General features: G+C 71.2%; 5 protein-coding genes. 3 read left to right on the top strand and 2 right to left on the bottom strand.

Annotated features, from left to right (window positions below):
* Nucleotides 1-49 precede the first annotated feature (49 nt).
* A complete protein-coding gene (gene asnB / locus ACIBTV_RS28445; RefSeq protein ID WP_396709782.1) occupies nucleotides 50-2,011 on the bottom strand; it encodes an asparagine synthase (glutamine-hydrolyzing) in 1,962 nt (653 codons plus the stop codon).
* A 134-nt stretch (nucleotides 2,012-2,145) separates the two neighbouring features.
* On the opposite strand from asnB, the gene ACIBTV_RS28440 reads away from it, so the two are divergent.
* The 3 genes from ACIBTV_RS28440 (at nucleotide 2,146) to ACIBTV_RS28430 (ending at nucleotide 7,651) form a co-directional block, all read left to right on the top strand.
* Complete coding sequence (locus ACIBTV_RS28440; RefSeq protein WP_396709780.1) at nucleotides 2,146-3,642, top strand: aminopeptidase P family protein; 1,497 nt, start codon at nucleotides 2,146-2,148, stop codon at nucleotides 3,640-3,642.
* 342 nt (nucleotides 3,643-3,984) lie between these two features.
* Nucleotides 3,985-5,682, top strand: a complete 1,698-nt coding sequence (locus tag ACIBTV_RS28435) for a right-handed parallel beta-helix repeat-containing protein (protein ID WP_396709779.1) — start codon at nucleotides 3,985-3,987, stop codon at nucleotides 5,680-5,682.
* A 343-nt stretch (nucleotides 5,683-6,025) separates the two neighbouring features.
* Nucleotides 6,026-7,651, top strand: coding sequence for a right-handed parallel beta-helix repeat-containing protein (locus ACIBTV_RS28430; protein ID WP_396709777.1), 1,626 nt, complete (start codon nucleotides 6,026-6,028; stop codon nucleotides 7,649-7,651).
* Nucleotides 7,652-7,753: 102 nt separating this feature from the next.
* On the opposite strand, the gene pulA is transcribed toward ACIBTV_RS28430, so the two are convergent.
* The gene (gene pulA / locus ACIBTV_RS28425; RefSeq protein ID WP_396709776.1) at nucleotides 7,754-13,252 is read right to left on the bottom strand and encodes a pullulanase-type alpha-1,6-glucosidase; all 5,499 of its coding nucleotides are present in this window, start codon (nucleotides 13,250-13,252) and stop codon (nucleotides 7,754-7,756) included.
* Between the last annotated feature and the right edge of the window lie 88 nt (nucleotides 13,253-13,340).

The following is a 13,340-nucleotide window of genomic DNA, read 5'->3' as shown; positions in this document are numbered from 1 at the left end:
CCTCCGGATGACGCAAACCTCTTGATCGGCAGGATCGATGAGCGCGGGGTCAGCGGACCATGCTGCCGACCACCGGCTTGGTGAGCAGGGCGGACTGGTTGCGCTGGATGCCCGGGTCGAGGGTCTTCGTCACGAAGATCGCGTGCCAGATGCAGAAGATCAGCACGGTCCACACCTTGCGGGAGTGGTCGGCCTCCTCGTTCTTGTGCTCCTCCAGCAGGCGCAGCGCGTACGACAGGTCGAGCAGGTCGCCCGCGCCGGAGGTGGCCAGCACGTGCCGGGCCCACTCGTACATCTCGCCGCGCAGCCAGACCCGGGTGGGGGTCGGAAAGCCCAGCTTCTTGCGGTTGACGATCGCCGGGGGCACGACGCCCTGCAACGCCTGGCGCATCGCGTACTTGGTGGCGTCGGAGCGCGGCGGCAGCTTCAGGTCCACCGGGATCTTGGCCGCCACGTCGAAGACCTCGCGGTCGAGGAACGGCACCCGCACCTCGAGCGAGTGGGACATCGAGATCCGGTCGGCCTTGACCAGGATGTCGCCGCGCAGCCAGGTGTAGAGGTCGACGTACTGCATCTTGGTGACGTCGTCGAGCTCGGTGCACTCGGCGTAGATCGGGGCGGTGACGTCGGTGTAGCGCACCGAGGGGTCGTAGCGGCGCATCAGGTGCTGCTTCTCCTCCTCGGTGAACATCCGGGCGTTGCCGTAGTAGCGCTCCTCGATCGGCGTGGTGCCACGCTCCAGGAAGCTCTTGCCCTTCACGCCCTGCGGGATCGCCTTGGAGACCGCGCGCAGCCCCTTCTGCACACCGCCGGGCAGGCCGTTGACCGAGCTCAGCGACAGCGGCTCGCGGTAGATCGTGTAGCCGCCGAAGAACTCGTCCGCGCCCTCGCCGGAGAGCACGACCGTGACGTGCTCGGCCGCCTTCTTCGCGACGAAGTAGAGCGGCACCAGGGCCGGGTCGGCCACCGGGTCGTCCAGGTGCCAGACGATCTTGGGCAGCGCCTCGATCATGTCCTGCGGCCCGATCTTCGTCGGGATGGTGGTCACGTCGAGGTGACGGGCCGACTCCTGGGCGACGTCGATCTCGGAGTAGCCGGGCACGTCGTAACCGACGGTGAAGGTGAGGATGTTCGGGTTGAACTCCCGGGCCAGTGCCACCACCGCGGTGGAGTCGATGCCGCTGGAGAGGAACGAGCCCACCGGCACGTCCGAGCGCATGTGGATCCGGACGCTCTCGCGCAGCGTCTCCCGGATCTCGTGGAACAGCTTCTGCTCGTCGTCGACGGGCGCGGGCCGGAACACCGGCCGGTACCAGCGCCGCACGTCGATCCGCCCGCCGGGGGTCCAGGTCAGGTACTCGCCCGACCCGATCCGGCTGATCCCCTTGTGCAGCGTGCCGGGCTCCGGCACGTACTGCAGCGTCAGGTAGTGGCTGAGGTTGGCGGTGTCGACGCCCGCGTCGCCCTGGTAGTTGGAGTGCGCGAACGGCAGCAGCGCCTTCTTCTCCGAGGCGAGGTAGAGCCCGTCGGCGGTCTCCAGGTAGTGCAGCGGCTTGATGCCGAAGTAGTCGCGCGCGCCGAACGCCCGCCGCTCCTGCCGGTCCCAGATGACGAAGGCGAACATGCCCCGCAGCCGGGTGAGCACCTGCTCGCCCCAGTGGTGGTAGCCCGCCACGATCACCTCGCCGTCACCGGCGGTCGCGAACCGGGCGCCGAAGTCGCGCACCAGCTCGTCGCGCAGCTCGATGTAGTTGTAGATCTCGCCGTTGAAGGTCAGCAGGTAGCGACCGTCGGCGTACGGCAGCGGCTCGTGGCTGGAGGCCACATCGATGATCGCGAGACGCTTGTGCGCGAAGACGCCGTCCGCGTACCGACCGGAGGCGTCCCCGACCACCTCGACCCCTGTCTCGTCGGGGCCACGGTGGTGCAGGCACTCCAGGGCGCCGGCGATGTGGTCGCGGTGCGCGGCGGCGTCGCCGCGCGCGCTGAAGAAGGCCAGGAGTCCGCACATGGTGGTCATCTTCCCACGCGTGCCGGGCGGCGGTCGCGGCCGTCCGGCGATCCGGAGCGCTCCCCTGGCCGGCTCCACCGCCGCCGGCGGGGGGAGTACGGTCGGGGCCAGCATCGACGCGGAGGGAGCGGAGCATGGCCGAGGAGCGCACCGACGCCACGAAGGTCGACGGTACGAAGGCCGATGGCACCGAATCACACGATCCGGACTTTCCGGAGGCGTTCCTGTCGTTCATGCGGCAGGGCTGGCGGGACACCGAGCTGCCCGTGGGTCCCCGGCCGGAGGTGCCCAACTACGCCAAGCGCCGGGCGGCCCTGTCGGCGGCCTTCCCGGGCGAGACGCTGGTGATCCCCACCGGCACGGAGAAGGTACGCGCCAACGACACCGCCTACCCGTTCCGGCCGGGCAGTGACTTCGCGTACCTGACCGGCGACCACGACCCGGACAGCGTGCTGGTGCTGCGGCCGAACGGCTCCGGGCACGACGCCACGCTGTACATGCGCCCCCGCTCCTCGCGCGAGACCGACGAGTTCTTCCGCAGCCGGCACGGCGAGCTGTGGGTGGGCCGGCGGCACACGCTGGGCGAGAAGTCCGCCGAGCTGGGCCTGCCGACGGCGGACCTCACCGAGCTGGACGCGGCGCTGGCCGACCTGGCGCCGGGGCGCACCCGGGTGCTGCGGGGCTTCGACGCGGGCGTCGACGCGGCGGTACGCCCGTACGACGGCCCCCGCGTGGAGGGTCAGCCGCCCCGCGACCGTGAGCTGGCCGCCGCGATCTCGGAGTTGAAGCTGGTCAAGGACGAGTGGGAGATCGCTCAGCTCCAGGACGCCATCGACGCCACGGTCCGCGGCTTCGAGGACGTGGCCCGGGTGCTCCCCGCCGACCGGGGGATCTCCGAGCGGCTGCTGGAGGGTGTCTTCGGGCTGCGCGCCCGGCACGACGGCAACGACGTCGGCTACGGCTCGATCGTCGGCGCCGGCGAGCACGCCACGATCCTGCACTGGGTGCACAACCACGGCACCACCCGCCCGGGTCAGCTGCTGCTCATGGACATGGGTGTCGAGAACCGACACCTCTACACCGCGGACGTCACCCGGGTGGTGCCGGTCAACGGCCGGTTCAGCCCGCTTCAGCGGCAGGTGTACGACATCGTGTACGCCTCGCAGCAGGCCGGCATCGACGTGATCAAGCCCGGGGTGAAGTTCCGCGACGTCCACCTGACCTGCATGCGGGTGCTCGCCGAGGGGCTGGCCGACCTCGGCCTGCTGCCGGTGAGCGTGGACGAGGCGATGGACGAGAAGTCGACGGTCTACCGCCGGTGGACGCTGCACGGCTTCGGGCACATGCTCGGCATCGACGTCCACGACTGCTCGAACGCGCGCAAGGAGAAGTACCGCGACGGCACGCTGGGCGAGGGCTACGTGCTCACCGTCGAGCCGGGGCTCTACTTCCAGCCGGAGGACGAGCTGGTGCCCGAGGAGCTGCGCGGCATCGGCGTCCGGATCGAGGACGACGTGCTGGTCACCGCGACCGGCGCGGTGAACCTCTCGGCCGGGCTGCCACGCGCGGCCGACGAGGTGGAGACCTGGCTGGCCGCACAGCGTGAGGCGGGCCCGCGCCTGCCCGGCTGATCCGCCCGCCCCGCCTTTCCCGGCGGGCCGGAACCGTACGGACCCGACAGGGCCCTCTCCGCATTGCCGGAGAGGGCCCTGTCCCGTCTCCGCGCCCGGCCGAGGCTCCCGTTCGTCCCCGTCGGGTGCGTGTTTACGCAGGTCAGACACTTCCTGCCCGGCACACCCGGCTACTCGCGTTCCGCCCGATCTGAGAGTAATGCGGGCTTTTTTCGGATACATCCTTGTCGCGAGGATCCTTCTCATACGGTGGGCATCAGAGGCTGCAACCGTTTTGTAGCTGATCGCGCCGCCTTCGGTGGGTGCGAACCGTCTGGTAGCAGGAAAGGGCGGAAGGCTCTGATGTCCAATGACGTAACGAATCCCGACGGCGGAGCCATGGCGGCCCCGCCGAGATCCGGGCGGCGGAAACTCTGGGTGGCCGCCGGCGTGGCCGGGCTGACCGGCGTGGTCGGCCTGGCGGCGCTCGGTGGGCTCGCCGCCCGCAACGACGGGTCCGGCAGCCCGGACCGGCTCTCCGATGCCCAGTCCTCCACGCAGAAGCAGAACGTCAGCGACGCCGGCAAGGCGGACGAGGGCGGCGACGAGGGCAAGGGCGAGGAGGACCGGGGCGGCGAGTGGGGCGGCCAGGACGACCGCGGCAAGGGCAAGGACCGGGAGCACAAGGACCGGACCAAGAAGGTGCCCTGCGAGACCGACAAGCTGATCCAGGCCATCGTCTTCGCCAACGAGAACCACGGCGCGACGCTCGACCTGGCCAAGAACTGCACCTACAAGCTCACCCGGACCGACGAGTACGGCAACGGTCTGCCGGTGATCACCCAGGAGGTCGTCCTCAAGGGTGACCACACCGAGATCGTCCGGGACGCGACGGCTCAGTACTTCCGCATCCTCAACGTCGGCCCCGGTGGACACCTCGTCCTCAAGGGCCTGACGGTCAAGGGCGGCCAGACCCTCAACCGGGCTCCCGCGCAACCGCCGGCCGAGGTCTGGTCGCGCTACTCGAACTCCGGCCAGCTGACCGCGACGGCGAAGGCCGGCAACGTCGCCACGCTGGAGGCCGACACGGTCAAGGCCAGGGGGGCCGCGAAGCCGACCGCCGCCGCGGCGCCGGCTGCGGCGCCCGCGACCGGGGCGGCGGCCACGGACGCGAATCCGTTGGTGGAGTACCCGGAGTTCAACGACGGCGCGGGTGTCCTCGTCCAGCCGGGCGGCCGGGCCGACATCGAGCACAGCGAGATCGTTCGCAACCAGTCCGGCGGCAAGGGCGGCGGGCTGGCCAACTTCGGCCACACCCGACTGAGCAAGACCACCGTGGCCGACAACACCGCCTTCCTCTACGGCGGCGGGATCTTCAACGCCGGCGTGCTCCAGGTGGACGAGTCCAAGATCAAGGACAACCAGGCCGGGATCGGCGGTGGCGGCGTCGCCAACGGGGCGGCGGGTCTCCTCTCCGACGAGGTCGACGGCGGCGCGTTCTGGCTCTACAAGAGCGAGGTCGTCGGTAACAAGACCATCGGCTTCGGCGGCGGCATCCTGGACGTCGAGGGCGACACCGCCCTGGAGTACTCGAAGGTCACCGACAACACGGCGGTGGTCGCCGGTGGCGGCGTCGCGGCCGCCGACAGCCAACTCACGCTCAAGCACTCGGTCGTCGCCAAGAACAGCACGGTCGGCGTCGGTGGCGGTCTCGCGGTGGCCTTCGACAGCGCCGCGACCATCGAGGACAGCGCCATCAAGGACAACGTCGCCGGGTTCTTCGGGGCCGGGCTGTTCGTCGAGGACAGCACCGTCACGCTGCGCAACAGCGAGGTGGTCGGCAACCGGGCCGTCGGGCCGCTGGGCATCGGCGGCGGCATCTTCACCATCTTCGACGCCCGGGTCATCCTGAGCAAGACGAAGGTGGCGGGCAACTTCGCCACCCTGCCGCCGGGCGGAATCTTCAACTCGCCCAGCAGCGAGACGGAGCTGGACGACAAGTCCGCCGTCACCGGCAACCGCCCGACCAACTGTTTCAACGTTCCGCGCTGCTTCGCCTGAACCGGCTGGTGGCTGATCCACATAACGGGAGGCCCCTCCGCGCCGCTTCACCGGCGCGGAGGGGCGCTCCCCGTTTGTGGCGTCCATGCCCGCCCGGACTCCGCAGGGGCGTCCATGCCCGCCCGGACTCCGCAGGGCGTCCTCGTCTGGTCAGGCCCCTCACGGTCGCACCGTGCCCGCTAGGCCCGGACGTGAACCTAATGCGGGGTTCTTTCGGATATGACCACGAGACGAAGAACATTCTCATAAGTTGGGTTTCGGGAGCTACAACCGATTTGTAGCAGGGGACGCCGCCTGAGGTGGGGCGACCCTGTCTGGTACGAGGAGAGGGCAGAGAGCTCCGATGTCCAACTACCTAACCAACAACGAAGCCGCGGAGCCGGCCGGCGGGGCGAAGACCCGCCGCAGGCGCTGGCTCGTCAGCGGTGTTGCCGGGCTCACCGGCGTGGTCAGTCTCGCCGCCGTCGGTGTCGCCACCGGTGCCGGCGCGGCTGGCGCGGACGGCCTGCGTTGGGCGACCGCCCAGGTCAGCCGGGACGGCGACCAGGGTGGCGAGGGACGCGACCGGCACGGCAAGGACGACTACGACAAGGACAAGGACAAGGACCGCAAGCACGACGAGCGCGGGAAGGAGGTGCCCTGCGACTCGGACAAGCTGATCCAGGCGATCGTCTTCGCCAACGAGAACCACGGCGGAACGCTCGAGCTCGCGAAGAACTGCACCTACAACCTGACCCGCACCGACGAGTACGGCAACGGCCTGCCGACGATCACGGAGAACGTCACCCTCAAGGGTCACGACACCAAGATCGTCCGGGACGCCACCGCCCAGTACTTCCGGATCCTCAACGTCGGTCCCGGCGGGCACCTGACGCTCAAGGACCTGACCATCAAGGGCGGCCAGACCCTCAACCGGCTCATGGCACCGGAGCCGGCGGCGGTCTGGTCGGCGTACTCCGCCTCCGGCGAGGCCACCGCGGCGGCGACCAAGGCCGGCAAGCCGGTGGAGGTCGCGCAGCGGACCGCCCTGAAGGCCGTGCCGAAGGCCACGCCGAAGGCGGGCGAGGACGGCGTCTCCACGCTGGTGGAGTACCCGGGCTTCAACGACGGCGCGGGCATCCTGGTGCAGCCGGGCGGCACCGCCGACATCGAGAAGACCGAGATCGTGCAGAACCAGTCCGGCGGCAACGGCGGCGGCCTGGCCAACTTCGGCACCACCCGGATCAGCAAGAGCACGGTGGCCGACAACACCGCCTTCTTCTTCGGCGGCGGCATCTTCAACGCCGGTGTGCTCAAGGTGTACGAGGCCAAGGTCAAGGACAACCAGGCGGGCATCGGCGGCGCCGGTATCTCCAACGGCGCGGCGCGGATCTTCACCGACGACGTCGACGGCGGCACGGTCTGGGTCGAGAAGACCGAGATCACCGGCAACGAGACGATCGGCTTCGGCGGCGGCATCCTCGACATCGAGGGCAACACCACCGTGAAGCACTCCACGATCAGCCGCAACACCGCCCTGGTCGCCGGCGGCGGTCTCGCCGTGGCCGACAGCTCGCTGAGCCTCACCGGGGTCAAGGTCGAGGCCAACAGCACCATCGGTGTCGGTGGCGGCCTGGCGGTGGCGTTCGGCAGCAACGCCACGATCGAGGAGACCAGCATCAAGGACAACGTCGCCGCCTTCTTCGGCGCCGGCCTGTTCAACGAGCGCAGCATCACGGTCCTGCGCAAGAGCGAGGTCGTCGGCAACCGGGCGGTCGGTCCGCTGGGCGTCGCCGGGGGCATCTTCAACTTCTTCGGCCAGGTCAACCTGGACAAGACGAAGGTCGCCCACAACTTCGCGACGCGGCCGCCGGGTGGCATCTTCACCTTCACCTCGGGCGTGATCATCGACGACAAGTCGGCGGTCACCGCCAACCGGCCGACCAACTGCCTCGGCAGCCCGGCCACGCCGCCCAACTGCTTCGGCTGACCGCCCTCGGGCAACGTACGGCCGCCACCGCGGCACGACGGGTCGAGACAGGGACCGGCCCCCTCCCGCACCAGCGGGAGGGGGCCGGTCCGCGTCCGGGTGTCAGCGCTGCTGCACGAACACCGCCACACTGCGCGCCGGCACGGTGAACGTGCCGGTCGACGACTCGAACGACGCGCTCCGCAGCACCGGATCGGCCGACGTCCGCAGCACCGGGTGCAGCGAGACGTCCGCGCCGCGCAGCCCGGGCAGCCGCTGCGTCGCCGCCCGCGGGGTGCCGTTGAAGACGACCGTCACGGACGCCCAACGCCGGTCCAGGCCCCGACCGTCGAGCGTCATGGTGAGCACCCCGGGGGTCTCCGCCGTGCCGGACAGCGGGAACGCGACCCGGCGCTGCACCTCGTCCGCGCTCGTCAGCCCGAAGACCGGCGAGGACGCGCGGACCCGCAGCAGCTCCGCGTACCGGGCGTCGGTGGTGTCGATCGCCGCGCAGCCCGGCACCAGCGCCGGGTCGGCGAGCAGCGGTCGAGCGTACGACCACTTGTCCTCGTTGTCGGCCGCGGGCGGCAGCCCCGCTCCGAAGCCGTTGCCCTGGGCGCAGTCCCAGCGGATCTGGTTGAACCAGTCCCCCGAGTTGTACGAGTTACGGTCCAACGACTTCGAGCGCAGCCGCTCGCTGCCGGCGGTCACGAACCCGGTGCCCTGGCCCAGCACGGTGGTGCTCAACGCCAGCACCTGCATCCGCGACCGGTCCGCCGCGGAGGTGCCCTGCGGCAGCTTGTACGCCAGCGCGTCGTACAGGATCTCGTTGTCGTGCGCGTCGACGTAGGTGACCGCCTCGCCCGGCGCCGCCGTGTAGCCGGCCGGCGAACCGTTGTAGTCGACCTGTGCCCCGGTGACCTGCTCGCCCGCCGAGTTGGTGAACCGGTAGCCCCGCAGGTTGCCGGTCAACCCGACCTTGATCAGGTCGTGCTGGTGCAGCAAGCGGGCCCGCTGCTCGGCGGCGCTGCCGTTGACCGGGTCACCGTTCGGGTCGGTGAACAGCCCCGACGCGAAGCCCTGGGCGCGGGGGTTGGCGTCGAAGGGGCCTCCGCCGCGTACCGCGTCGCGGAGCCGGTCGTTGAAGGTGCCGACGCCGGTGCCGGCCATGTTGGCCTGGGTGGCCTGGACGAACCGGGCGCCGTCGGCGACCTCGCCGAAGTTCCAGCCCTCGCCGTAGAGCAGGATCGACCGGCCGTCCACGCCGTCCCGCGCGAGGGTCAGCCGGTCGAGGGCCTCGCGCACCGCGAGGATGTTGGCCTTCGGGTGGTGGCCCATCAGGTCGAACCGGAAGCCGTCGACCTTGTACGCCTTCGCCCAGGTGACCAGCGAGTCCACCACGAGCTTGTCCATCATGGCGTGCTCCGGGGCGGTGTTCGCACAGCAGGTGGAGTTCGCCACCGACCCGTCGTCCAGCAGCCGGTGGTAGTAGCCGGGCACGATCTGGTCGAGCACCGACTTCGGGTCGGTTCCGGCCGCCGACGTGTGGTTGTAGACGACGTCCAGGACCACCCGCAGGCCGGCGCCGTTGATCCCGGCGACCATCCGCCGGAACTCGGTGGTCCGCGCCGCGCCGGCCGGGTCGACGGCGTAGCCGCCCTCCGGCACGGTGTAGTGCAGCGGGTCGTACCCCCAGTTGTAGCCGTCGGTCTCGGCGACCGCCGCCACGCACCGCTGCTGCTCGGGCGAGTCCGGCGGCAGCGCGGCGAGGTCACAGGCGGGCTGCGCCTGGTCGGCCCGGCGCTCCGGGATGGTGGCGAAGTCGAACGCGGGCAGCAGGTGCAGGTGGGTCACGCCCGCCGTGGCGAGCGCCGTGAGGTGCTTCATCCCCGTCGTGGACGGGTCGGTGAAGGCGAGGTACGTGCCCCGGCGCTGCACCGGCACCGAGGCGTCGGCGATCGAGAAGTCGCGGACCGACAGCTCGGAGATCTGCGCCCGGCTCGACGGCACGGCCGCCGGCTTGCGCAGCGCGGACCACCCCGCCGGGGCGAGCGACGGATCGCCGAGGTCGACGAGCTGGCTATGGGTGGAGTCGGGGGCGAGCGCGACCGAGTAGGGATCGGTCACCGCGGCGGTGACGACCCGCTGGGCCGCCGGCTGCCAGGCCCGCACCCGGTAGCGGTAGTAGCGGCCGGTCCAGTCCCGGTCGCCCCGCACCGACCAGACCCCGGTGCGGTCGTCGCGGCGCATCGCGACCGTGCGGGGCGCGGCCGTGGGTGAGTCGAAGAGCTCCAACGCCACGTCCCGGGCGGTGGGCGCCCAGACCGACAGGGTGGGCACCCGTCCGGCGAACGTCGGCCCGAGACGCGCGTCCACGGCGCGGGCGTAGACGTCGTCGAGCACCCCGGGGATCTGCACGCCGGTGGCGGCGAGCAGCCGCCCCTGCGCGTCCCGCTCGGTCACCAGCAGCTGCCCCCGCAGCGCGTCCGGCACCCGGGCCAGGTCGGCCCGGTCCAGCGCGAAGGCGCCGTGGGCCCACAGGTGCGGGAACCGCGCCCGCTGGGCCTCCGTCAGTCCGTTAGGCAGCGCGGTGAGCGGCAGCGTGGCGTACGTCCCGGACAGCTCGCCGTCGACCACGCTCACCCCGCCGGTCGGGGCGGTGACCAGGGCGTACCGGCGGCCGTCGGTGGGCCCGGCGGACCAGGCGACGGTGGACCGGTCGATCCAGTGCGCCTTCTGCTTGGTGATGTCCAGGTCGGCGGAGACGCCGCTGGTCGTCGACGGCACCAGGTACCCCGGGGTCGCGGCGAGCAGCCAGACCTCCCGTCCGGCGCTGGCGAAGTCGAGCCGCTGGTCCTGCGGCAGGTCCTTCTCGTCACCGCGGTGCACGATGTAGTTCAGCCCGGTGGCGCCGGCGGCCAACGGCACCCGGAAGACCGCGCCGAAGGCGTCGACGCTGGTCGGCTCCATCGGGTCGGACCACTCGGTCGGGTTGGCGGCGCCGTCCCAGAGGTGCAGGCCCCAGCCGTCGTAGGTGCCGTCGGCACGCCGGTAGTGGATGACGGCCGTGCCCTCCTCGACCGGTGGGTCGGGCTCGCCGGTGGCGGCCTGCCGGGTCGGGTAAATCGTCGGGTCGCCCTGCTTGAGCCAGACCTCACCGGTCCGCGTCACGTCGATGCTCCGGTCCTGGGCGACGTCCTTGTCGCCGTCGGCGTCGATGACGAGGAAGCCCACCGACGTCGCGCCCGGCTTGAGCTTCACCCAGGCGAACCGGCCGTAGGAGTCCTCCCCCGCGAACGGCTGGCCCTGCGGCCACTGCGTGACGTACGCGGGGTCGATGTCGCCCCAGGCGTAGAGACGCCAGTCGTCGTACCCGCCGGCCGGCCGCTGGTAGTGCACGACCGCCCAGTCCCGGGAGCCGCCGAGCGCGGGGGTGCCCACGGTGGCCGTGGAGCGGGCGGTGGCCGTCCGGCCGCGCCCGTCGCGGGCCACCGCCTTGTACTCGATCCGGGTGCCGCCGGCCAGGCCCGTCAGGTCGTGGTGCACCGTGTACGGGGCGTGGTGCGCGCTGCCCAGGAGCGTCCACGGGCCGCCGGCGACTCGGGCGGCGACCGTGACGGTGGCCAGCGGGTCGCCGCTGACCTGGGCGGTGACCGCGGCGCGGGTGGCGACCGGGGTGTCCGGCGCCGGCTCGGTGATGGTGATCGTGGGCGCGCCGGTGGGCTGGGGGATCGGCCGCCCGGCACGGTGCACCACCGCGGACAGCGGCGGCACGGTCAGGGTCAGCGTGCCGTCGGCGCCCGCGGTGGTGCTCCCGGCGGCCCCGTAGATGCCGGCGAAGGTGGTGCCGGCCGACCAGGTGTCCACGGTGACAGTCTGCGGGGTGTCGGCGTTGTTCACCGCGACGACGTACTCGGTGCGCTCGGCCGGCGCGACGCGGGAGAAGGCGAAGACGCCGGGGCCGTCGGCCGCGTGGCGGGTGACCTGGACACCGTCGCGCAACGCCGGGTGGGCCCGACGCAGCGCGCCGAGTTCGGCGATGGTGCGGTAGAGCGGGTGCGTGCGGTCGTACTGGTCGACGGCGTGGGTGCGGGCGGTGCCCAGCAGGTCGTCGTCGAGGTAGTCGGGCACCGCCGAGGCGAACATGTCCTGCCGGGCGTCCTTGTCACCGCCCGGGCCGGTGAAGCCCTGCTCGTCGCCGGAGTAGACGACCGGCTGGCCCCGGGTGAGGAACATCAGCTGGTGGGCGAGCTGGTCACGGCGGAGGTGGGTGGCCGGGTCGGTGCCGCCGCCGGCGATGAACGAGCCGATCCGGCCCATGTCGTGGTTGCCGAGGAAGGTGGTGAGCCGGTTGGCGTCGGTGTCCCGGGCGGCGTACAGGTCGTCGCGGGCGTACACGTCGGCGAGGGCCTTGGCGGAGCCGGCCCCGGCGGTGTAGCCGCGCGCCGCCTCCTGGAACGCGAAGTCGAGGGTCGCCGGCAGGCCGCCGCGCCGCACGTACGTGGAGGTCACCTCGGGGTCGGCGCTGTAGACCTCGCCGAACATGAAGAAGTCCGGCTTGCCGGCGTGGTCGGCGGCCCGCTCGATGCCCTGGCTGAACTGCGGCCAGAAGTCGAGGTTGGAGTGCTTGACGGTGTCCAGGCGGAACCCGTCCACCCCGGTGCCGGTCACCCAGTCCGCGTAGATCTTCGTCATGCCGCGCACCACCTCCGGACGCTCGGTCCACAGGTCGTCGAGGCCGAAGAAGTCGCCGTACTCGCTGTTCTCGCCCGCGAAGGTCGAGTCACCGCGGTTGTGGTACATGGTGGGGTCGTTCAGCCAGGCGGGGACCTTGACCGTCGCGTCCGCCGGCGTCTCGAACGTCGGCGTGTACGGGAAGGACGTCTTGTCCACCGAGGGGAACGCCCGGGTGCCATCGGCGTAGTTGCGGTCCTCGAACGGCCGTCCCTGCGCGTCCCGGTACGGCGAGGTCGCCTTGTCCACGTACGAGTTGCGTCCCTGCTCGTACGTGATGACGTCGGCGGTGTGGTTGACGATGATGTCGAGGTAGACCTTGATGCCGCGCTGGTGGGCGAGCCGGACCAGCTTCTTCAGGTCCTCGTTGCTGCCGAAGTGCGGGTCGACCTGCGTGAAGTCGGTGATCCAGTAGCCGTGGTAGCCGGCCGAGACGTCGTCGCCTCGGCCCTGCACCGGACGGTTCTTGAACACCGGCGCCAGCCAGAGGGCGGTGGTGCCCAGCCCCTGGACGTAGTCGAGCCGGTCCATCAGGCCCTTGAGGTCGCCACCGTGGTAGAAGCCCTTGTCGGTCGGGTCGAGCCCGGTGCGCAGCCGGTCGCCGCTGAGCCCACCGCGGTCGTTGCGCCGGTCACCGTTGGCGAACCGGTCCGGCAGGACGAAGTAGAACTGCTCCGCCTTGGCGGCGTCCCGGCCTGCGGCCAGCAGCTTCTCGGCGGACGGCTCGGTGCGCCACTGGGCGGCGCCGGCGGCGGTCACGGAGGCGGTGGTCGTGTCGCCGGTGTCCGAGGAGAGCTGCCGGACGGCGACGGGAGTGCCGACGAGGGTGAGGGTGAGCAGGCTGGCGAGGGCGAGCAGGGCCTTGCGCGGCATCGGCGGGGGTTTCATCGACGGCCTTCCTCTGGTCGCTGATTGGCCCGCACGCTAGCCGTTGCCGAAAGGTTCTGCAATACCTTGCAAACATCGCTGTAACACG

The organism is Micromonospora sp. NPDC049366, assembly GCF_044466625.1.
GTDB lineage: Bacteria > Actinomycetota > Actinomycetes > Mycobacteriales > Micromonosporaceae > Micromonospora.
Note: the sequence above shows the minus strand (reverse complement) of the source record. Positions and strands in the feature narration are given on the sequence as shown.

Coding starts and splice junctions, on each gene's coding strand:
- asnB (WP_396709782.1), bottom strand. CDS start 2,011: ATGTGCGGACTCCTGGCCTTCTTCAGCGCGCGCGGCGACGCCGCCGCG.
- ACIBTV_RS28440 (WP_396709780.1), top strand. CDS start 2,146: ATGGCCGAGGAGCGCACCGACGCCACGAAGGTCGACGGTACGAAGGCC.
- ACIBTV_RS28435 (WP_396709779.1), top strand. CDS start 3,985: ATGTCCAATGACGTAACGAATCCCGACGGCGGAGCCATGGCGGCCCCG.
- ACIBTV_RS28430 (WP_396709777.1), top strand. CDS start 6,026: ATGTCCAACTACCTAACCAACAACGAAGCCGCGGAGCCGGCCGGCGGG.
- pulA (WP_396709776.1), bottom strand. CDS start 13,252: ATGAAACCCCCGCCGATGCCGCGCAAGGCCCTGCTCGCCCTCGCCAGC.